This is a genomic window from Geminicoccus harenae, assembly GCF_019800005.1.
In the GTDB taxonomy this organism is placed as follows: domain Bacteria; phylum Pseudomonadota; class Alphaproteobacteria; order Geminicoccales; family Geminicoccaceae; genus Geminicoccus; species Geminicoccus harenae.
Genome location: NZ_JABGCL010000019.1, coordinates 60,834 through 80,947 on the forward strand (window position 1 = coordinate 60,834; position 20,114 = coordinate 80,947).

General features: G+C 68.5%; 19 protein-coding genes. 4 read left to right on the top strand and 15 right to left on the bottom strand.

Going from position 1 to position 20,114, the window contains the following annotated elements:
* Nucleotide 1 precedes the first annotated feature (1 nt).
* The 9 genes from HLA95_RS17720 to HLA95_RS17760 form a co-directional block, all read right to left on the bottom strand.
* Nucleotides 2-826 carry an HpcH/HpaI aldolase family protein gene (locus tag HLA95_RS17720; RefSeq protein ID WP_191059512.1) on the bottom strand — a complete coding sequence of 275 codons (825 nt, stop codon included), beginning with the start codon at nt 824-826 and terminating at the stop codon, nt 2-4.
* Nucleotides 823-1,149 carry a putative quinol monooxygenase gene (locus HLA95_RS17725; RefSeq protein ID WP_191059513.1) on the bottom strand — a complete coding sequence of 109 codons (327 nt, stop codon included), beginning with the start codon at nt 1,147-1,149 and terminating at the stop codon, nt 823-825. The genes HLA95_RS17720 and HLA95_RS17725 overlap by 4 nt, the downstream gene beginning before the upstream one ends.
* On the bottom strand, nt 1,146-1,904 hold the full coding sequence (nanR, locus tag HLA95_RS17730; RefSeq protein WP_222184032.1) for a transcriptional regulator NanR: 759 nt from the start codon (nt 1,902-1,904) through the stop codon (nt 1,146-1,148). Before nanR ends, HLA95_RS17725 begins: the two co-directional genes overlap by 4 nt.
* A gap of 156 nt (nt 1,905-2,060) precedes the next feature.
* The gene (locus HLA95_RS17735; RefSeq protein WP_191059417.1) at nt 2,061-2,402 is read right to left on the bottom strand and encodes an MliC family protein; all 342 of its coding nucleotides are present in this window, start codon (nt 2,400-2,402) and stop codon (nt 2,061-2,063) included.
* Nucleotides 2,399-3,325 (bottom strand): SMP-30/gluconolactonase/LRE family protein, encoded by a 927-nt coding sequence (locus tag HLA95_RS17740; RefSeq protein ID WP_370467502.1) that lies wholly within the window; start codon nt 3,323-3,325, stop codon nt 2,399-2,401. Before HLA95_RS17740 ends, HLA95_RS17735 begins: the two co-directional genes overlap by 4 nt.
* Nucleotides 3,326-3,464: 139 nt before the next feature.
* Nucleotides 3,465-3,986, bottom strand: a complete 522-nt coding sequence (locus HLA95_RS17745; protein ID WP_191059419.1) for a DUF1269 domain-containing protein — start codon at nt 3,984-3,986, stop codon at nt 3,465-3,467.
* 152 nt (nt 3,987-4,138) lie between these two features.
* Complete coding sequence (locus HLA95_RS17750) at nt 4,139-6,253, bottom strand: 3-hydroxybutyrate oligomer hydrolase family protein (RefSeq protein ID WP_191059424.1); 2,115 nt, start codon at nt 6,251-6,253, stop codon at nt 4,139-4,141.
* 133 nt (nt 6,254-6,386) lie between these two features.
* Nucleotides 6,387-7,403 (bottom strand): Gfo/Idh/MocA family protein, encoded by a 1,017-nt coding sequence (locus HLA95_RS17755; protein WP_191059420.1) that lies wholly within the window; start codon nt 7,401-7,403, stop codon nt 6,387-6,389.
* Nucleotides 7,404-7,561: 158 nt separating this feature from the next.
* Complete coding sequence (locus HLA95_RS17760) at nt 7,562-8,389, bottom strand: phosphogluconate dehydrogenase C-terminal domain-containing protein (RefSeq protein ID WP_191059421.1); 828 nt, start codon at nt 8,387-8,389, stop codon at nt 7,562-7,564.
* 297 nt (nt 8,390-8,686) lie between these two features.
* Between HLA95_RS17760 and HLA95_RS17765 the strand changes: the two genes are divergently transcribed.
* From HLA95_RS17765 to HLA95_RS17775, 3 genes are all read left to right on the top strand, one after another.
* Nucleotides 8,687-10,171: an amino acid permease gene (locus HLA95_RS17765; protein WP_191059422.1), complete on the top strand. Its 1,485-nt coding sequence runs from the start codon at nt 8,687-8,689 to the stop codon at nt 10,169-10,171.
* An 86-nt stretch (nt 10,172-10,257) separates the two neighbouring features.
* Nucleotides 10,258-11,046: a 2-keto-4-pentenoate hydratase gene (locus tag HLA95_RS17770; RefSeq protein WP_222184036.1), complete on the top strand. Its 789-nt coding sequence runs from the start codon at nt 10,258-10,260 to the stop codon at nt 11,044-11,046.
* A gap of 191 nt (nt 11,047-11,237) precedes the next feature.
* Entirely contained in the window at nt 11,238-12,296 is a 1,059-nt protein-coding gene (locus tag HLA95_RS17775) for a TRAP transporter substrate-binding protein (protein ID WP_322100145.1), read from the top strand.
* A gap of 79 nt (nt 12,297-12,375) precedes the next feature.
* On the opposite strand, the gene HLA95_RS17780 is transcribed toward HLA95_RS17775, so the two are convergent.
* The 3 genes from HLA95_RS17780 to HLA95_RS17790 form a co-directional block, all read right to left on the bottom strand.
* The gene (locus tag HLA95_RS17780) at nt 12,376-14,124 is read right to left on the bottom strand and encodes a TRAP transporter large permease (RefSeq protein WP_191061238.1); all 1,749 of its coding nucleotides are present in this window, start codon (nt 14,122-14,124) and stop codon (nt 12,376-12,378) included.
* A 27-nt stretch (nt 14,125-14,151) separates the two neighbouring features.
* Complete coding sequence (locus HLA95_RS17785; RefSeq protein ID WP_222184038.1) at nt 14,152-14,718, bottom strand: TRAP transporter small permease subunit; 567 nt, start codon at nt 14,716-14,718, stop codon at nt 14,152-14,154.
* A gap of 194 nt (nt 14,719-14,912) precedes the next feature.
* The gene (locus HLA95_RS17790; RefSeq protein ID WP_222184040.1) at nt 14,913-15,857 is read right to left on the bottom strand and encodes a 2-hydroxyacid dehydrogenase; all 945 of its coding nucleotides are present in this window, start codon (nt 15,855-15,857) and stop codon (nt 14,913-14,915) included.
* 145 nt (nt 15,858-16,002) lie between these two features.
* On the opposite strand from HLA95_RS17790, the gene HLA95_RS17795 reads away from it, so the two are divergent.
* Nucleotides 16,003-17,508 (top strand): bifunctional aminoglycoside phosphotransferase/ATP-binding protein, encoded by a 1,506-nt coding sequence (locus HLA95_RS17795; protein ID WP_255592045.1) that lies wholly within the window; start codon nt 16,003-16,005, stop codon nt 17,506-17,508.
* On the opposite strand, the gene HLA95_RS17800 is transcribed toward HLA95_RS17795, so the two are convergent.
* Genes HLA95_RS17800 through HLA95_RS17810 form a run of 3 tightly spaced genes read right to left on the bottom strand, consistent with a single transcriptional unit; the run spans nt 17,492 to nt 20,005 of the window.
* Complete coding sequence (locus tag HLA95_RS17800) at nt 17,492-17,782, bottom strand: ETC complex I subunit (protein WP_191062145.1); 291 nt, start codon at nt 17,780-17,782, stop codon at nt 17,492-17,494. The two genes, HLA95_RS17795 and HLA95_RS17800, sit on opposite strands and share 17 nt — an antisense overlap.
* A 31-nt stretch (nt 17,783-17,813) precedes the next feature.
* Nucleotides 17,814-18,455: an NUDIX domain-containing protein gene (locus HLA95_RS17805; protein ID WP_191062144.1), complete on the bottom strand. Its 642-nt coding sequence runs from the start codon at nt 18,453-18,455 to the stop codon at nt 17,814-17,816.
* Nucleotides 18,452-20,005, bottom strand: a complete 1,554-nt coding sequence (locus HLA95_RS17810) for a DEAD/DEAH box helicase (RefSeq protein WP_255592046.1) — start codon at nt 20,003-20,005, stop codon at nt 18,452-18,454. The genes HLA95_RS17805 and HLA95_RS17810 overlap by 4 nt, the downstream gene beginning before the upstream one ends.
* Nucleotides 20,006-20,114 lie beyond the last annotated feature (109 nt).

Here is a 20,114-nt window from a genome sequence, read left to right on the forward strand (position 1 = left end):
CTCAACCCTTCTCGGCGTTCTTCTTCTGGGGCTGCTCCGGCACAGGCGCCGCAACGCAGCCCTCGCGCAGTCCGTCGATACCGCTCTTGACTGCCGCCTGATAGGTCCAGACGTCGCCAGCATAGCACAGGAAGTCGAAGCCCTTGCCGTAATACTCGATTCCGGTCGCCACGTCCGGCACCAGCCGGCCGAGCCGCTTGCCGTGCCGCCGGCAGGCCTGGGCGACCGTGTCGATTGCATCCAGGAAGGTGCGGCTCTGGAACTGGCCGGGCTCGCCCAGCGAGCAGGACAGGTCGAAATGGCCGACCCACAGGCAGTCGATCCCGGGCATGGCGGCGAGCGCGTCGGCGTTGTCGACGCCTTCCTTGGTCTCGATCTGGGCGAACACCGCCGAGCGCCGGTTCTGGGCCGCCAGCTTGGCCAGCACGTCGCCGCCGCGATAGGCGTCATGGGCGATGCCGAGCGCCACGCCGCGCTTGCCTTCCGGCACGTATTTCACTGCGTCGATGATGCCCTGCGCCTCCTCGGGCGTGGACACCATCGGCAGCATGATGCCCTCGGCGCCCATGTCCATGGCGCGCGCGATGTGCTGGTACTCGCGCGACGGCACCCGGATGATCGCAGGTAGGCGGGCCGCCTCTAGGTAGCGAACCGCCGACTTCACCGTCTCGAAGCCGAAGCCGGAATGCTCGCAGTCGAACAGGACGAAGTCGCAGCCGGCATTCTTCAGGATATGGCCGATCCCGGGCGTCGCGAACTCGACGACGAAATGGCCGAACTTCGGCCCACTGTCCTCGCACATCTCGCGCATGGTGGCATGGCTCATCGCGGGGCTCCCTGGCTCGGCTTGCAGTGCTCGTTCAGTTCCAGCAGCCGAACCGTCGAGCTTTCGACCAGATCGGCGGAGCGCTCCTTGAAGGTCAGGAAATGCGGCGTCTCCAGGTGGCGGTCGAACGCCGCCTGGTCGTCATAGATCTCGTAGAGCAGCAATTCGGTAGGATCCTCGGGCGAAGTGACCACATCGAAACGGCGGCAGCCGGGCTCGTCGGTGACCGAGGCCCGGGCATTGGCGGTGACGAGCGCACGAAACTCGTCGACCGCGGCCGGTTTCAGGCGAAACTCGACCATCACCACCAACCCGTCGCTCATCGTTTCCTTCCTGCCTTGTTCCAGTAGAGGCCCGCCACCTCGGTCAGATGGTCGGCCATCGCCTGCGCCGCCTCGTCCGGCTCGTGCGCCGCCACTGCCCTGAAGATCCGCTCGTGCGCGGCGAACGCCACCTGGAACGCCTTCGGGCTGGTGAGCGTCACCCGGCGCTGCTCGGTGAGCCAGCCGACCAGGGCCTCGTGCAGTGCGGTGAAGATCGGGTTGTTCGGGATCTCGGCGAGGCGCAGGTGGAACAGCACGTCGGTGCGGGCGAACTCGACCGGATCGCCCAGCACCGCACGGTTGGCCTCCAGGGCCGCCTCCAGCGTGGCGATCTGTTCCGGCGTGGCGCGCAGCGCCGCCTGCCGGGTGACGCCCGTCTCGAACAGCCAGCGCGCCTCCTGGAAGTGCCGGACATTTTCGGGCCGGGCCAGCATCCGCCGGACCGGCAGGGTCATCTGCGAGACCACGTCCGCGGCACTGGGCGAGGCCACCCGCGCGCGCTCGCCGTTGCGCCGCTCGATCAGCCCGCGCTGCTGCAAGGACAACAGCGCCTCGCGCACGGCCGGGCGGCCCACGCCATAGCGGCCCATGAGCTCGCGCTCGGACGGCAGGCTGTCGCCCGGCCCCAGTGCCCCCGCATTGATGGTCGCCTCGATCCTGGCCGCCACTTCCTCGTGCAGCCGCCGGGTCCTGATCGGCGCATGATCCGCCCGTGATTCGACGGGCGCGATCTCGGTGGCCCGAGCGCTTGCCACTGTTCGCCTCCCTGGTGGCCCCGCCCGGGCGAGGCCATTTGCCTGCCATCCGGGCGCTGCCCCGGCATGGCGGTGTTCCGTTGGTATGAATGTGAACCTGTCATACCATTGCCGTCAACCGGTGCTGCGCGCCCCACCAGGACCGGTGGGGCACTGTCAGCCGCGTCGTGTGCAGTGGCTTGTGCCGCCCACGTTCTCGAGAATCGCCTGGTTGTCCCCGACCCGCAGGATCATGGCACCGGCCTTGTACTTGGCGCCCCGCTCGGAGAAGACGCTGTGCAACTCGCGCGTCCCGCCGGCATGTTCGACCGTCGCCGATTCCAGACCCGCGAAGGTCACCTGCAGCTCGCTGCCGTCATCGCAGGCATAGGAGAGCGTGGTCCCGCTCGGCGGAACGTGGCGGTCCGGGCCCTCGATCCGGCCCTGGCAGCCGGCCAGGAGGGCGGCCGCCAGGAGGAGGCCAGCGACCGGTGCTGTCGCGGCCTCCCGCCCGATCAAGGGACCTGCGCCCCGGTGACGGTGACGTGCACCGCATAGAGCGAGGTCGTGCCGCAGATATAGAGCCGGTTGCGCTTGAACCCGCCGAAGCAGACGTTCGCCACCACCTCGGGCACCAGGATCTTGCCGAGCAGTTGCCCGTCCGGCGCGAAGCAATGCACGCCATCGCCCGCCGAGCTCCACACCCGGCCATCCGTGTCCAGGCGGAACCCGTCGAACAGGCCGGCATCGCACTCGGCGAACACCCGGCTGTTCTTCAGCTTGTTGTCCTCGGTCACGTCGAAGGCGCGGATGTGCTTCGGCCCGTCCGGGTCGTGCGAGGCGCCGGTATCCGCGATGTAGAGGATCTTCTCGTCCGGCGAGAAGGCGATCCCGTTGGGCTTGAGGAAATCATCGGCCACCACGGTCAGGCTGCCGTCCTTCGGGTTGAAGCGGAACACGTAGCAGCCGCCATATTCCGGCTCGGCCTTCCAGCCTTCCAGGTCGGACAGGATCCCGTAGGAGGGGTCGGTGAACCAGATGGTGCCGTCCGACTTCACCACCGCGTCGTTGGGCGAGTTCAGCTTCTTGCCGTTGTAGCTGTCGGCGATCACGGTGATCCGCCCGTCCAGCTCGGTGCGCGACACCCTGCGGCCCCCATGCTCGCAGGAGATCAGCCGGCCCTCGCGGTCGCGGGTATGGCCGTTGGTGTTGTTGCAGGGCTGGCGATAGACCGAGACCGTGCCGTCCAGGCCGGTGAAGTCCGGGACGAACCGCATGATCCGGTCGTTCGGGATGTCGGAGAACAGCAGGAAGTTGCCGTCGCGGAAGAACACTGGGCCTTCCGCCCAGGCCGAACCCGTCCAGAGCTTCCTCAGCCGCGCATTGCTGTTGGTCAGATGCGCGAAGCTCCTGTCCAGCACGAGATATTCGCTCACGATGATCGGCCTCCCTGTTGTCCGCGGCCGGATCGTAGAACGTTTTCTCTGGCGTTGGAATCGCCTGCCTGGGGTCGCGTGGTGCGGGCCGGCCGCAGGATCACCCATGCCGCGGCACCTGGATGATGCGGCCGGCCCGGAACCGTCAGGCGTTGCTTTCGCTGATCGCCTTCTGCAGGGCCGCCTCCTGCTCGTTGGTGAGCGAGGTCTGCAGCACGTGGCCATGGAAGCCCTCGGCGCGCAGGCGCTCCAGCACCTTGTCGGCGGTCACCTTGCGGATCTGCAGGAACAGGGCCGAGCTGTTGGGCTTGATCGCACTGCCGACCCTCCTGATGAAGTCGTCGTCGATGCCGTAGTCGGACAGGCGGCCGGCCAGGGCACCGGTGCCCGCGCCGACCCCGGCGCCGATCACCATGCCCGCCAGCGGGTTCAGGAACAGCAGGCCCACCAGCGCGCCCCACAGGGCACCGGACGAGCCGCCGCTCAGGGCGCCGACCTTGGTGAGCGGCACCATCTGCTTGAGCTGGAGTTCGCCCTCCGGCGGCCGGACGACCACGCAGGCATCCGTCAGCTCGATCAGCTGCTCCTTCGTCATGGCGGTGAGCGCGTGCAGCACCTTGTCGGCAGTATCGGGCTCGTCGAACGCGACGCAGATCAGGTCGGACATGAGCGGATCCTCCTCCTTACGGCAATGCGGCGGCACTCGTTCCACCGCCTGCCATAAGTCGTCCCCGATACATCGGCATGACAGCGGCCGCGATGAAAAACAGCGGGGCCGCGGGGAATGTGCAGCGGCCGGACCGACCGGCCGCTACTGGCTCAGTCCGGGATCGCCAGCGTGCGGCCGTCGAAGCTGATCCGGGCATCCTCGGCCGGCGTCAGGCTGATCGGCGGCAGGTTCTCGAGCTCGATCGGCGGCACGCTGCCCTCGGCATCACGCCCGCGGGGCAGGGTGCGCACCACCTGGCTGGGCGGCAGGGCGTCACCCTCCGTCAGGTGCGCGTACATCAGATCCATGGCCTGCACGAAGTAATGGTGGAGCGGGATGAACCGCTCGTCATAGCCGGGCAGGGCGTTGAACGCGTCCAGGTGCTGGGCGTGCGTGACCTCCACATAGCTGATTCGCGACCGCCTGCCGTCCTGCAGGCGGCTCAGCGCATAATAGGGCCGGGAGCTGTGGTTGGGTGCGATCAGCGCGTCGGCCCGGCCATGGACCAGGATGGTGGGCGTGCCGCGCAGGCGGGCGCTGGCGAGGATCTGGTCGATCCCGTCCGCCAGTCGATGGCGGCGATAGCGATCGGACCCCGCCCAGAGGGCCATGGTCGGCCGCCCGACGATCAGCGAGCGCAGGCACAGATGGCCGTCCAGGTTCTGGTCCTGTCGGCCGGTCGAGCGCGACGCGGAGACCAGGTCGCGCACCGCACCGTCCGGCGCGTCGTTGTTGACCACGGCCACGCCCGCGGTGGGCGGGATGCCGTTGGCAGTGGCGAACAGCGTCGCGGCCGCGCTCTCCGGCAGCGGGACTACCCGGTCCAGGGTGGGGCTGGCTGGATCAGTGCCCACGGCGGCGAACGAGAAGCCACACAGATTCTCCAGCACCGACGCGCGCGCATAGGCGTTGGCATAAGTGACCGCCACGGCCTGGCCGACGTAGCTGGCCCAGTAGCCGGGTGCCACCGCGTTTTGCTCCGGCAGGATGCCGTAGCCATTGATGATGCGCTGCGCTTCCTCGGCCTGCTCGACGAGGCCGGTGGCGCGCAACAGGCCGCGGGCACGCAGGGAGTTGCAGCGATTCTCGCCCAGCGCCGGCGGCGTGAGGTTGAGCGGGGCCGTCTGGTTGGCCGGGGCCAGGATGGCGCAGCCCTGATAGAGGTCGACCAGGGTCAGGTAGTCGTAGAGCGGCCGGCTGTGCTGGCGCAGCTTGCTGCCGTCGCCCTGCTGGATGGCGAAGCGGCGGTCCTGGATCGGGTTGACGTTCGGCTCGCTCACCACGACCCCGTCGATCAGGCCCGGCCGCGCGAGCTCCGCTGCCCGCAAGGAGGCGGCACCGCCATTGGACACGCTGGAGGCGATCACCAGCGTGTTGTCCTGGTCGAGCAGCGGGGCATCCCCGGCAGCACGCGCCGCCGCCAGCTCCCGGTTCAGGGCGTAGAAGGCGAAGTCCAGCGACTGGAGGACATGATGTCCCCAGCGCGCCTCGGGGTTGGTCTGCGAGTGGGCGTGCTTCCAGGCGAAGTGGTCGGGATAGCGGGTGTCGAACCGCTGGCGCTGGCGCTCGCTGATCGGGGCGGTGAAGGTCGACCGGTTCCCGGCCTCGTCGGCGTCCACCCGTTGGCCACGCAGGAGCCCCACCTCGTCGCGGGCCAGATCGTGCGCACCGGTGCCGGTGCCCTTGTCGGTATAGGCCACTGCGCAATTGCGCTTCAGCCCCCACTCGCCGGCCGTGCCGATGGCGCCATAGACCCCGCGCGAGCCGGAGGAGGGTGCCGTGACGATGCAGGCCGCCCGCGGGTCGAAGCCCTGCGGGATCTGCACCATCAGCGTGACCTTGTCGCCATGGCGGTCCGCCGTGAGCGTCAGATACTCCACGCCATAGATCCGGCCGGCAGCGTCCGCCGCCGTCGGCGCCACCAGCGGACCGTACAGCCGGCCATACCCGCCGCCCGGGCTGGTATCGACCAGGGCACGGTAATTGTTGAAGATGGCGGCGGTGCGCAGCGATTCGGGATCGGCCGGATCGACCGGCACCGGCGTGGGATCGGCCAGGCGCGCAGCGCCGAGCCCGCCGGTCAGCAGATCATTGCCGCCGGACTCCAGGTAGCGCGACACCACCACCTCGCCCCAGCCTTGCCGGGGCGGCTGGCGGTCCCGCTCACCTGCGACCGCGCCCCCGCCAGCCAGCGCGATCAGTGCCGCTGCCAGCCATCCATCCATGCTCCGCACGCCGCGTCTCCCTTCGCCACCCGAGGCCGCTGGTCCGGGCGGCCGGCAGCCGCCACGATCCGATGATCCGGCAGTGCATACGACGAAGCGCAGAAGTTGCGAAGCTTCTCCGGGAAGCGGCCGGTCAGCCGGCCAGTTGCTGCACCTGTCCAGTGGCAGCACTGCGATAGGCGGCATCGACCAGGCGGAGGGTTCTCAGGTTGTCCCGCCCGGAGGTCTGCGGCTCGGCACCGCTCCTCAGGCACTCGACCCAATGCCGCTGGATCGCCTGCACGCCTTCCTGGATGTTGTGCCAGGGCCGCTCGGCCCAGGGGAGCAGGGCCGGCGACACGTCCAGCTCGCGCGTCCCATCCGGGCCATGCACGGTCAGCCGGTAGCCCTCGACCAGCCGCAGGCTGCCCCGATCGCCGTCCACCTCGACCAGGGTCTGCGGGAACGGCTCGACCGGCAGCCTGGTGGCATAGGAGCAGTCGACCACGCTGGTGGCATTCCCGTGCCCCAGCAGCATGGTGGCCACGTCCTCGCCCTTGATCCTCGGGTTCACCCGCTGGGTCCGGCAGGCGATGCTGCTGGCCTCGCCCATCACGAAGCGGGCGATGTCCAGGATGTGGATGCCCAGGTCCTCGATGATGAAGCGCTCGCCCTCGGCGAGATAGGGCTGGCCGCCATAGACGTCGAAGCCGGAGCGGAAGGCGAAGCGGCCGAAGAAGGGCTGGCCGATGGCACCCTCGTCGATCACCCGGCGCACGGCCTGGATCGGGGTCTGCCAGCGGAAGTTCTCGTGCACCATCAAGGGCACGCCGGCCTTCGCACAGGCCGCCACCATGGCCTCGGCATCGCTGAGTTCGATCGCGAACGGCTTTTGGCAGATCACCGCCCGGCCATGGGCGGCGGCCAGTTCCACCAGCGGCCGGTGCGTGGGTGCGGTGGTCGCGATGTCGACGAAGTCCAGCGCTTCGTCCGCCAGCATCTTCGCGGCAGCGGTATAGCGCCGGCCGATGCCGAACCGCTCGCCGGTCGCTTCCAGGCGGCCGGCATCCCGGTCGCAGATCGCGACGATCTCGACCCCGTCCAGGTCCTGCCAGGCATGAAGCTGGTTCTGGGCGAAGAACCCGCAGCCGATCAGTCCACCCTTGAGCATCTTACCCCCTCGGCGGTTGTTCACCGTCGATCGTCGTCTGCCAGAACGAGCCGATGCCCGCCATGACCAGGCTGCCCGGGAGGATGCCGATCACGGAGGCGCCCACGAATCCGCGCCTCGAGCCCGGCCGCGTGCCGGCATGAATTCGTCGCGGGTGCTCAGGTGATCCGGCGGATGCTCGCCATGATCTCGTCGGGCTCGAACACCCGCTTCCAGTCGTCCTTCATCAGCACGGGCTTGCCGAACTCGATCGCCTTGTTGCAGGCGTCCGAGAACACGCCCTCGACCTCCTTAAAGATCACCGAGCCCAGCACGTTCATGTGGCCGAGCAGGAAGTCGCGCGCCGCCTCGGCGGGCACGCCGCGGGCGATCGCCTCTTCCATCGCCTCGCGCATCACGACCAGCAGCGTGGCGCAGACCGTCTCGGACAGGCCCGGCTCCAGGATCGCCATCTGCTCGACGGTCACCCGGTGCGAGCGCATCACCGGCTTCCAGATGGTCTTCGCCACCGCCTCGCCGACCGCGTAATGCTCCTCGGGCCCTTGCATCAGGGCATTGACGATGTGCTGCTTGGCGGCGACCCCGCCGAAATGATCCTTCTTCGCCGCCGGGTCTGTCTCGTCGTTGAAGATCGGCGGGTGGCAGGGATGGGTCACGAAGTAGGTGATGTCGTCGCGCTTGGGCAGGTGGCCGGCATGGGGTGCCGCGGCATCCAGGATCACCACGATCGTGCCGGGTGCGAGCTTGTCGACGATGCCGCCCGCGACCTTGCCGATCAGCGTGTCGGGTACCGCCAGAATCACGACCTCGGCACCCTCCAGCGCCTCGTCCGCGCCCACGGGCGCCACGCCCAGCTCGTCCTTCAGCCGCGCCTTGCCGGCCTCGCTCACCTCGACATGGCGGACCTCGTAGGCCGAGCCCACGAGGTTCTTGCCGAGGCGCATCCCCATCTTACCGCCAGCACCGAACAGCGCGATCACCGTCATCCCGACCAACCTCCCAGCCTGCCGTCATCCGAGCGGGCGGAAGCTATGGTATAATGAGATGACCAGTCAACTGGCGTGACGTGTTGCCTGGCCGCTCGGGCAGGAGCGGTCACCGCGGCGGCCAAGCTACATCCGCCGGAAAATCGCCGGGGATGCCGACGGCGGCGCTCTTTGCAAGGCGAACCAGTCCCGGCATCGTCGAAGCTGGAGCGAGCCCGGCTCGTCCCGCGGGCAGCCTGCGGGTCAGGGTCATGCATGGGTCACCCGCTCTCCGTCACGACCCTCGGGGATACTCCCATGGCAAATGATCCGGACGCCGCCGGCGTCCGCTATGTCGAGGTCGATGTAACCTATTTCGAGAAGCGGACGCTGCGGCGCTATGCCGGCGTCTGGTCGCTCTGGGCGCTGGGCGTAGGCGCCGTGATCTCCGGTCACTATTCCGGCTGGAATCTCGGCCTGTCGATCGGCGGCTGGGGCGGCATGCTGATCGCCACCCTGCTGATCATGGTGATGTATCTGGGCCTGACCTACTCGATCGCCGAGATGAGCCCGGCCCTGCCGCACACGGGCGGCGCCTATTCCTTCGCCCGCACGGCCCTCGGCCCCTGGGGCGGCTTCCTCACCGGCCTGTCCGAGAACGTCGAGTACGTGCTCACGCCGGCCGTGATCGTGTTCTTCATCAGCTCCTACATGACCGGCATCTTCGAGACGCCCACCGCTATGCAGCCGCTATGGTGGATCGCCTTCTATGTCCTGTTCCTGGGCCTCAACATCGTGGGCGTGGAACTGTCGTTCCGGGTCACGCTGATCGTCACCCTGGCAGCATTGGCCGTCCTGGTGGTGTTCTGGATCAGCGCCTTACCCCACATCGACTTCGACCGTTGGGCGCTCAACATCGGTGCTGACGGCAGCGAACTGCCCGAAGGCGGCGGCCCGTTCCTGCCGCATGGCATCACCGGGGCACTCGCCGCCATGCCGTTCGCGGTGTGGCTGTTCCTGGCGATCGAGCAGTTACCGCTGGCCGCGGAGGAGAGCCACGACCCGAAGCGCGACATGCCCAAGGGCATCCTGGCCGGCATCTTCACCCTGATCGTGTCGGCCTTTATGATCCTGTGGCTGAACCCCTCGGTGGCAGGCGTCGGCTCGTTCCACCTGGGCACGTCCGGCGAGCCGCTCCTGGACGGGTTCCGCGCCATCTTCGGCAGCGACATCGCCAAGATCCTGGCGCTGGTCGCGGTGATTGGCCTGATCGCGAGCTTCCACACCATCATCTTCGCCGAGGGCCGGCAGATCTATTCCCTGTCGCGGGCCGGCTACTTCCCGCGCGCCCTCTCGATCACCCACGGCACCCGCAAGACGCCGTATGTCGCGATGATCACCGGCTCCATCGTGGCGCTGATCGTCATGATGTGCGTCTGGTTCGGGGTCGGCGAGGAACGCGGCAGTGCGATCATCGGCGGCACGCTGCTCAACATGGCGGTGTTCGGCGCCATGTTCTCCTATGTCATGCAGGCCCTGGCCTTCATCTACCTGCGGCGCAACCTGCCGGACATCGAGCGGCCGTTCCGCAGCCCGCTGGGCGTGCCCGGTGCTTGGCTCACCGTCGTGATCGCGCTGGTCACCGTGTTCTTCCAGCTTTCCGACCCGGTCTACCGGGTGGGCGTGCTGGGCGTGGCGGTCTGGTTCGTGATCGGCATCCTCTACTTCCACTTCTATGCCCGCAACCGGATGGTCCTCTCGCCGGAGGAGAAGTTCGCGATGAGCCACCGCACGCGCAGGTGAACCGGCCGGGCCAGCACGGCCGGGCCCGGCCCCTTGCATCACTCGCCCGGCCGCCGGACAAGGATGCCGCACTTCAGGAGGTGGAGATGGCGGATCCGATCGAGCAGGCGGCAGCGCAGGTGGCGCAGGCGCGCCGGGCCAGGCAGGTGCTCACCAGCCTGCCCGGCATCGCCCCGGACGACATCGATGCCGGCTACCGGGTCATGCGCGCGGCCAATACGCTGCTGGCGGCAGACCTGGGGCCGGTGGTGGGCTTCAAGATCGGTGCCACCAGCGCGCATATGCGTGACTATCTGGGCGTGGCCGAGCCGGTGTTCGGCGAGATCTTCGCCCGCAGCGTGCAGTTCCTGAACGGGCAGGTGCCGTTCTCGGCCTACCGGCGCCTCGGCATCGAGACCGAGATCGCGGTGGCGCTCAAGGACGAGCTGCGCGCGGACCGGACCCATGACCGGGATTCCGTGGCGGTTGCGGTCGAGACGGTGCATGCGGCGGTCGAGCTGGTCGAGGATCGCTACGACGACTTCCGCACGATCGGCCCGGCGACGCTCGCCGCCGACAATTTCTTCGGCGCCGGCCTGGCGCTGGGCCGCTCCCGGCCGCTTGGTTCCGTGGCGGCGCTCGACCGGCTGAGTGCCGTCACGCTGCTGGAGGGCCAGGAGGTCGGGCGCGGCACCAGCGACGCGCTGCTGGGCCATCCGCTCGACGCGCTGGCCTGGTTCGCCAACTGCCGGGCGAGGCTCGGTCTGCCGGTGCCGGCGGGCAGCGTGGTGACGCTGGGCTCGATCACGCCGGTGGTCTGGCTCGAGCGGCCGCAGCTCGCCAGCATCGAGATCGAGACGCTGGGCAAGGTGAATGTCCTGGTCGAGGCCGGCTGACCGGGCGGGTCGACGGCCGGTCGATCTTGCCACGCTACTCGGGCAAAGCCGCCGGAATGCTTCCCGTTGTCATGATTCGCCATTACCCCGATAGTCGTCCGCGGTTCCGAAATGGGGAGGCTGTTGCCCTTATGACCACCAAGATCAGACGCCGTGGCGTCGTGGCCGGTGCCGGGTTCGCGACCGCAGGTATGGCGGCCGCAGCGTCGCTCCTGCCCAAGCCGGCGATTGCCCAGGACGCGCCAGAGATCAAGTGGCGGCTGACCTCGAGCTTCCCCAAATCGCTCGACACGATCTATGGCGCCGCGGAAGTATTCTCCGAGGCGGTCTCGGCCGCGACCAACGGCAAGTTCCAGATCCAGGTATTCGCGGCGGGCGAGATCGTGCCCGGCTTGCAGGCGGCCGACGCGGTGACCAACGACACCGTCGAGATGTGCCACTCCTGCTCCTACTATTATTTCGGCAAGGACCCGACCTTCGCGTTTGGCACCGCCGTGCCGTTCGGCCTGAACGGCCGCCAGCAGAATGCCTGGATGTACGATGCCGGCGGCATCGACCTGATGAACGAGTTCTACGCGAACTATAACTTCATCGGCCTGCCGGGCGGCAATACTGGCTGCCAGATGGGCGGCTGGTTCAGCAAGGAAGTGAAGACGGTCGACGACCTGAACGGCCTGAAGATGCGCATCGCCGGCATCGCCGGCCAGGTGATGTCGAAGTTGGGCGTGGTGCCGCAGCAGATCGCCGGCGGCGACATCTATCCTGCGCTGGAGAAGGGCACGATCGACGCCGCCGAGTGGGTCGGCCCGTATGACGACGAGAAGCTGGGCTTCTATAAGGTCGCGAAATACTATTACTATCCCGGCTGGTGGGAAGGCGGCGCCATGCTGCACTTCTTCATCAACCAGGCGAAGTGGAACGAGCTGCCGCCCGTCTATCAGGAAGTGGTGCGCAGTGCCGCCGCCTATGTCAACGTCGTGACCCAGGCGCGCTACGACGCGCGCAACCCGCGTGCGCTGAAGGCGCTGGTGGCGAACGGCGCGCAGCTGCGCCCCTTCAGCCAGGAGATCATGCAGGCCTGCTTCAAGGCCTCGCAGGAGGTCTATGCCGAGATCAGCGAAACGAACCCGGCGTTCAAGAAGGTCCATGACCACATGATGGCCTTCAAGAGCGACGAGTATCTCTGGTTCCAGGTGGCCGAATACTCGTTCGACACCTTCTCGATCCGGGCGCGCTCGCAGAAGAGCTGAGCGCCGGTCGGTCGTAGGACGGGCCCGGGTGGATCCGCCACCCGGGCCCGTTCGTGTTTGATGGGCCGGTGTCGGGCGCTCAGGGCTGGGCCGGCTGCAGCTCCGCAGGCGGGGCCAGTTCCGCAGGTGGTGCCAGATCGGCCGGCGGGGCCAGGTCCAAAGGCGGCCCGTCCAGCCCTTCCGGCGCCCCGAAGTCGAACCCGTCGGGCGGGGCGATGTCGATCTCCGGGATGTCGAGCTGCTGGATCGATTCCGGATCCACCCCGGTGCCGGCCCCCTGGTAGTGCATCACCATGCCCGGGAACAGGATCACCAGCGCTACCATCAGGAGCTGGACGCCCACGAACGGCACCGAGCCCCAGTAGATCTGGCCGGTGGTGACCGGCTCCATCCGCCGGCCGGTGATCTTGTCGAGATAGGCGTTCTTCGGCGCCACCGAGCGCAGGAAGAACAGGGCGAAGCCGAACGGCGGGTGCATGAAGCTGGTCTGCATGTTCACGGCGAGGATCACGCCGAACCAGATCAGATCGATGCCCAGCCGGTCCGCCGCCGGTCCCAGCAGCGGCACGATGATGAAGGCCAGCTCGAAGAAGTCGAGGAAGAAGGCCAGCAGGAACACCATGATGTTCACGACGATCAGGAAGCCGACCTCGCCGCCCGGCAGCGAGACCAGCAGCTCCTCGACCCATTTGTGGCCATCCACGCCGTAGAAGGTCAGCGAGAACACCCGGGCGCCGACCAGGATGAACAGGACGAAGGCCGACAGCTTGGCAGTGGAATCGAGCGCCTGGCGGAGCAGGCCCAAGCTCAGGCGGCCCTTGAACAGGGCCAGGATCAGGGCACCCGATGCCCCCATCGCACCACCTTCGGTGGGCGTGGCGATGCCCATGAAGATCGTGCCCAGCACCAGGAACACCAGGGCCAGCGGCGGGATCAGCACGAACACGACTTGGCTGGCCAGGCGCGAGAGCAGGCTCAGCCCCAGGAACTGATTGAGCAGGGCCACGAGATAGGCGAACAGCACGCCCGCGGCGATGCCGACGATCTCCGCACCCTGCTCGACATGCGGTGCGACCAGGATGTCGGCCAGATAGCCTAGGACGGCCGAGATCACCACCAGCACCAGGAGCGAGCGGGTGCCACGGCTGCCGTCCGATTCCTTGATGGTCATCGCCTCGTCGGGCAGGGCCGGTGTTGCGCTGGGCCAGAGCAGCGAGACCACGAGCACGTAGCCGGCATAGAGCAGCGACAGCACGAGGCCCGGGATCATTGCACCGGTATACATGTCGCCCACCGACCGGCCGAGCTGGTCGGCCATGACGATCAGGACGAGGGACGGCGGGATGATCTGGGCGAGCGTGCCGGAGGCCGCGATCACGCCGGTGGCGACCCGCCGGTCATAGCCATAGCGCAGCATGATCGGCAGCGAGATCAGGCCCATGGAGATCACGGATGCGGCGACCACGCCGGTGGTGGCGGCGAGCAGGGCGCCCACGAAGATCACCGCATAGGCCAGGCCGCCACGGATCTTGCCGAACAGCTGGCCGATTGTGTCGAGCAGGTCCTCGGCCATGCCGGAGCGCTCGAGGATCAGGCCCATGAAGGTGAAGAACGGGATCGCCAGCAGCGTGTCGTTGTAGATGATCCCGTAGACCCGTTCGGGCATCGCCTGGAGGAAATTGGTCGGGAACAGGCCGAGCTCGATGCCGATCAGCGCGAACAGGAGCCCGTTGGCCGCGAGCGCGAAGGCCACCGGGTAGCCCAGCAGCAGGAAGACCACCAGGGAGCCGAACATGATCGGCGCCATGTTGTGGATCAGGAAATCCATGGTTCAGCCCGTTCAGGTCGCTGGCGGTCAGATGATCTCTTGGCCGAGGGAGCCCTCGGGCCCCTCGTCGTGACGCTCATGCGGATCGGGAATGCGCCCCCGCATCACGGCCACGCGCTTGATGATCTCCGAGATGCCCTGCAGGAACAGGAGGAAGAAGCCGACCGGCACCAGCAGCTTGGCCGGCCATTGCGGCAGGCCGCCGGCGTTGAACGACTGCTCGTTGCCGAGATAGGAGCGCAAGAAGAACGGCCAGCCGTCGAGCATCATCAGGATGGTGAACGGCAGGAGGAACAGGCCGTGGCCGATCAGCTCGATCCAGTTGCGCACGGCCTTCGGGAAGCGGCTGTTCACGATGTCGATGCGGATATGCTCGTTCGCCAGCAGGGTGTAGCCGGCGGCCAGCATGAACACGCAGCCGAACAGCTGCCACTGCATCTCTAGCCACATGTTCGAGCTGACGTCGAAGGCCTTGCGGATGATCGCGTTGACCGTGGAGATCACGACCGCGACCAGGATCAGCCACATCACCGTCCGGCCGACCGCCGTGTTCAGCCGGTCGATCGCACGGCTGATCGCGAGCAGGGTGTCCAAGCCGATGCCTCCCCCCGAACGTCTGGCCCGGCCGCTCACCCCTGATTGTACCGAGGCGATGACGGCAGCGCGGCGCGAGATTGGCGGGGCGGGCTGCCGTCATCAAGCCCGCAGGACGACCTCGCGCAACGTGACCTGCGCTGCGTGATGCTCACCTTGCAGCGGCACGCCGGGCCGGCCGCTGCGGGGCCGGTTCAGTCGAAGCGCCAGGGGGTGAGGAGCGGGCGCCCGGCATAGTGGGCGTCCAGATTGTCGACCACCAATTGGGCCATGGCGTCGCGGGTTTCCTCGGTGGCCGAGCCGATATGCGGCGTCAGCACCACGTTGGGCAGGTCGAGCAGCGGGGCCGGCACGTTGGGCTCGTCCGCGAACACGTCGAGACCGGCCCCGGCGATCCGGCCCTCCACCAGGGCCTCGACCAGCGCCGGCTCGTCGATCACCGAGCCGCGGCTGATGTTGACCAAGAAGCTGGATGGCCGCAGCGCCGCCAGCACCTCCTTCGACACCAAGCCGCGCGTGGCAGGACCACCCGGGCAGGCCACCACCAGCAGGTCGACCTCACGGGCCATCGCCACCAGGTCCGGGTGCCGCGGCCAGGACACGTCCTTCTGGTCATGCCGGCCATGCCACACGACGGTGAGCCCATGGGCCTCGGCGCGCCTGGCAATCGCCTTGCCGATTCGGCCGAGCCCGATGATGCCCGCGGTCTTGCCGGCCAGCCGGGTCGCGAGCGGCAGCGGGCCGCTCTGCCAGGAGCCTGCCCGCACGAAGCGGTCGGCGGCGACAATCCGGCGCATGGTCGCGATCGCCAGCCCCATCGCCAGGTCGGCTACGTCGTCGGTCAGCACGTCCGGGGTGTTGCTGACCGGGATGCCGCGCTGCTTGCAGTAGGCGAGGTCGATCCCGTCCACGCCCACCCCGAAGCAGGAGATCATCTCGAGCCTGGGCAGGCGGTCCATCAGCTCTGCCGAGCAGCCGAGCTCGCCCGACGTGACGACCGCGGTGATCCTTGGGGCCACCTCGGTCAGCAGCGCCTCGCGATCATCGGCCAGGTCCAGTCGGTGCGCGGTGTAGCGCTCCTCGATCTGGGCGGTCTGGCGCGGCAGGAGCCCGCGCAGCATCAGGATCTCGGGCTTCAACGGAATATCCTCGTCTGGCTGTCGCGCCGAGAACCTAGCCGCAGTGCGCGCGCGGCAGAAGCCCTGCGCGCGGCAGGTTGCCGCTGGCCTGCCGCTGCGGACAATGGCAGGGGTGGGGAGCCCTTCGTCGTGGCGTAGGATGGGAATGAGCGAGCGGGACGAGACGGTCGAGGTGCTGGCCTTCCTGGAAGGGGGTGGGCTGGGTGAGCCGGTCCAGCGGGTCGATACTCATGGCGCCCACATATTCCTCGGCCGCGAGCTGGCCTGGAAGATGAAGCGGCCGGTGCGGTTCAGCTTCATGGACTTCTCCACCCTGGAACGCCGCCAGGCGGTGATCGGGCGCGAGCTGGAGCTGAACCGGCGCACGGCACCGGGGATCTATCGGCGCGTGCTGCCGGTGATGCGCCGGGACGACGGCCGCCTCGCGCTGGGTGGGGCAGGGCAGCCGGTCGAGTGGCTGCTGGAGATGGCGCGCTTCCCGCCGGACGCGCAGCTCGACCGGATGGCCGAGGCGGGCAGGCTCACGCCGGAGATCGTGGAGCGCCTGGCGCGCCGGGTCGCGGCCTTCCACGACGAGGCAGCGGTGGTGCGCGATGGCGGTGGCCATGCGGCCCTGGCCGAGGTCGTGGCCGGCAACAGCGCGGACCTGCGGGGCCTGCCCGAGGGCACCGTGGAGCCGGCGCAGATCGACCGGCTGGACCGGCTGAGCCAGGTGGCGCTCGAGCAGCACCGCCAACTGCTCGACCGGCGCCGCGACGAGGGTCGGGTCCGCCACTGCCATGGCGACCTCCATCTCGGCAACGTGGTGCTGCTGGAGGGCGAGCCCACGCCGTTCGACTGCCTGGAGTTCGATCCGGGCCTTGCGACGATCGACGTGATCTACGACCTGGCCTTCCTGGTCATGGACCTGCTGCACCGCGGCCTTCGCCCCCACGCGCAGCGGGCACTGCAGGGCTGGCTGGAGATCAGCGAGGACGACGAGGCGATGGCCCTCCTGCCGCTCTGCCTCGCGACCCGGGCGGCGGTACGCGCCAAGGTATCGGGGCTGCAGGGCGAGGCGGACGAGGCGCGGCACTATCTCGACCTGGCGGTCGCGATGTTCGACACGACCGCACCCTTACTCGTTGCGCTGGGCGGGGTCAGCGGCACGGGCAAGACCACGGTGGCGCGCGGGCTGGCACCGGATCTGGGCCGGCCGCCCGGGGCAGTGATCCTGCGCTCCGACGTGATCCGTAAGCGCCTGTTCGGGGTGGCGCCGGAAGAGAAGCTCGGCGCCGAGGCCTACCAGCCGGAGGTCAGCCAGCGCGTGTTCCGTCGCATGGCCGAGCGGGCCGCACGGCTGCTCAGCAGCGGGCAGGCGGTGATCGCGGACGGCGTGTTCGGCGACGCGTGGCAGCGGGAACTGATGGAGGCGGCAGCGGACGGGAAAGGTGCCGCGTTCGCTGGCCTGTGGCTGGAGGCACCCGAGGCGGTACTGGCCGACCGGATCGCGCAGCGCCGCAACGACGCATCGGACGCCACCGCAGCCGTGCTCCGCGACCAGCTGCGCGCCATCGACCGGACCCAGATCACTTGGACAGGGGTCGATGCCAGTGGGGATCCGCGGGCGACGCTGGCCGCCGCCCGCGGATCGCTCAGAACCGGCGGATGAAGTTGTCGGCGTAGGACTTCGGCCGGACGATCCGCTCCTGCGGCTCGTCGACCAGGGCGTTCAGCCCATGGCGCTCGGCATAGGCGAGTGCCGCCTCCTTGGTCGGGAACTTCAGCGTGATCTGCTGCTCGGTGTCGTCCGAGCCGATCCAGCCGATCAGCCGGTCCGGCTCCTTGCGCGAGCGCGGTTCCATCTCCAGCAGCCAGTAGCGGGTCTTGGCGCGGCCGGATTGGACGGCGGTCTTGGCGGGCTGATAGATGCGGGCGTCGGGCATGGCGATCTTTGCGAAATGGCCGTGGCTGCGATTAATCCGCGGCCACCGGGGAAGGCAAGGCCGAAGCGGCCGGGCGGGCGGCCCGGAGTGCTGGCCGGCGCAGGGCCAAAGCCTGCAAGCCGATCAGGGCGGTCACGCCCAGGATCCGGCGCTCGGCCAGGCCGGCCATGGCCGCCTCGAAGCTCATGACATGGGTGAGGATGTCCTCGCCCTCATGGGCCAGGCCGAACACCGCACCCTGCTCGGGCAGCGTCGCCAAGCCCAGGAAGACATGGACCCGCTCGGTCGTGCAGCCGGGCGAAGACAAGAACTCGGCGACCTCTTCCAGGTGGTCCAGGACCAGGCCGGCCTCCTCCAGCGATTCGCGCCGTGCAGTCTCCTCGGCACCGTCCGCCCCGTCGATCATCCCAGCGATCGCTTCCAGCACCCAGGGGCCTTCCGGCGACTCGATGGCGCCGGCGCGGAACTGCTCGACCAGGAGCACGCGATCGGTCGCGGGATCATAGGGCAGCACCGCCACGGCGGCACGCTGCCGCCAGAGCTCGCGCGCGCACTCGACCTCGCCACCGGAAAAGCGCTCGTGGCGGATGCGCAGGTGCTCGGCGCGAAAAAAGCCGCGCCATACCTCCTGCCGCTCCAGCACCTCGAAGTGGCGCGGACGCCCTGGCCTCATTCAGCCTCCGCCGCGCGGCTGGCGCGCGGCACGGCGATCCGCATGAAGGCGGGCGTGGCATCGCCGAAGCCCAGGACCGGCGTCTCCCGCGACTCGCCACGGGAGCGCTCGTTCGACCCCGGCTCGCGGGCGGGTGCCGCCTTGGCGGGCCGAGCGGCCACCACCGGTTCAGGCTGCGGCGCATCCGCCACCGCCGCCGCACCGCCGGCGTCGACGCCGTTGGCCTCGACCTCGTCGGGCTCGGGCTGGCGGAGCGGGGCACGGCGTGGCTCGGCGGCCTTGCGGCGCCCGGCAGGCTTGACGCGCTCGCCGCCGTCCTCGGCCTCCTTGGCGCGCTTGGCAGGAGCAGCGGGCTTGGCACGGCTACGCTTGGGCTCTTCCGGCTCCAGCGGCGCATCGAAGCCGGCGATGCCCTCCACGTCGAGTGCCGGGATCTCGCGGCCGACCAGGCCCGTGATCGCCGCCAGGTACTTCAGTTCCTCGGAGGTGACGAAGGTGAAGGCACGGCCCTTGCGGCCGGCCCGGCCGGTGCGGCCGATCCGGTGCACATAGTCGTCCGGGTGGGTCGGCACGTCGAAATTGATGACGACCGGCATGTCGGAGATGTCGAGGCCGCGTGCCGCCACATCGGTCGCGACCAGATAGTCGACATCGCCGCGCTTGAACGCATCCAGGGTCGCCTGGCGCTGCGCCTGGTCGAGATCGCCATGGATGTCGCTGGCGTTCAGCTTGCGGCGCTTGAGAGTGCGGTTCAGCTCCGAGACCGACTTCTTGCGGTTGGAGAAGATGATCGCCTTGTCGATGTCCTGGGAGCGGATCAGCTTCACCAGCCCGTCGACCTTGTCGCGCGGCGAGGTCATCACCACCACGTCGTCGATGTTCTGCGCGGTGGTGGCCGGGCGGGCGACCTCGATCACGGCCGGCTCGTGCATGAACCGGTCGGCCAGGCTGCGCACCTCCTTGGGCATCGTCGCCGAGAACAGGAGGGTCTGCTGGCGGGCCGGCAGCAGCGAGATGATCCGCTCGACGTCCGGGATGAAGCCCATGTCGAGCATCCGGTCGGCCTCGTCGATCACCATGATGTTGATGCCGCCGAGCAGGATCCGGCCGCGCTCGAACCAGTCGAGCATGCGGCCGGGGGTAGCGATCAGGACGTCGACGCCCTTTTCCAGCTGCTTTTCCTGGTCGCCCATGCCCACGCCGCCGATCAGCAGGACGTGGGAGAGCTTCAGGTACTTGCCGTAGGTCTCGAAGTTCTTGGCCGTCTGGGCCGCCAGCTCGCGGGTGGGCGAGAGGATCAGCGAGCGGGGCATGCGCGCACGCGCCCGGCCGGATGCCAGCTTCTCGATCATCGGCAAGGTGAAGGACGCGGTCTTGCCGGTACCGGTCTGGGCGATCCCCAGGACGTCGCGCCCGGACAGCACCACCGGAATGGCGGCGGCCTGGATCGGGGTGGGGGTCGTGTAGCCGGATTCTTCGATCGAGCGGAGGATCTCTTCCCGGAGCCCCAATGCTGCGAAGGCGGGACTCGAAGGGGCGGTTTCGGTCAAGGTGGCAGGGCCGATCAGACGGTTGAATCTGCCCGAGTACTTAAGTGGTCGGCTGAAAAAGTCAATGACGGCGCCCGGTCGGAACGCCCCGATCCCGCTGGAATCCGGC

Coding starts and splice junctions, on each gene's coding strand:
- HLA95_RS17720 (WP_191059512.1), bottom strand. CDS start 826: ATGAGCCATGCCACCATGCGCGAGATGTGCGAGGACAGTGGGCCGAAG.
- HLA95_RS17725 (WP_191059513.1), bottom strand. CDS start 1,149: ATGAGCGACGGGTTGGTGGTGATGGTCGAGTTTCGCCTGAAACCGGCC.
- HLA95_RS17745 (WP_191059419.1), bottom strand. CDS start 3,986: ATGTCCGACCTGATCTGCGTCGCGTTCGACGAGCCCGATACTGCCGAC.
- HLA95_RS17750 (WP_191059424.1), bottom strand. CDS start 6,253: ATGGATGGATGGCTGGCAGCGGCACTGATCGCGCTGGCTGGCGGGGGC.
- HLA95_RS17755 (WP_191059420.1), bottom strand. CDS start 7,403: ATGCTCAAGGGTGGACTGATCGGCTGCGGGTTCTTCGCCCAGAACCAG.
- HLA95_RS17760 (WP_191059421.1), bottom strand. CDS start 8,389: ATGACGGTGATCGCGCTGTTCGGTGCTGGCGGTAAGATGGGGATGCGC.
- HLA95_RS17765 (WP_191059422.1), top strand. CDS start 8,687: ATGGCAAATGATCCGGACGCCGCCGGCGTCCGCTATGTCGAGGTCGAT.
- HLA95_RS17770 (WP_222184036.1), top strand. CDS start 10,258: ATGGCGGATCCGATCGAGCAGGCGGCAGCGCAGGTGGCGCAGGCGCGC.
- HLA95_RS17775 (WP_322100145.1), top strand. CDS start 11,238: ATGGCGGCCGCAGCGTCGCTCCTGCCCAAGCCGGCGATTGCCCAGGAC.
- HLA95_RS17780 (WP_191061238.1), bottom strand. CDS start 14,124: ATGGATTTCCTGATCCACAACATGGCGCCGATCATGTTCGGCTCCCTG.
- HLA95_RS17795 (WP_255592045.1), top strand. CDS start 16,003: ATGAGCGAGCGGGACGAGACGGTCGAGGTGCTGGCCTTCCTGGAAGGG.
- HLA95_RS17800 (WP_191062145.1), bottom strand. CDS start 17,782: ATGCCCGACGCCCGCATCTATCAGCCCGCCAAGACCGCCGTCCAATCC.
- HLA95_RS17805 (WP_191062144.1), bottom strand. CDS start 18,455: ATGAGGCCAGGGCGTCCGCGCCACTTCGAGGTGCTGGAGCGGCAGGAG.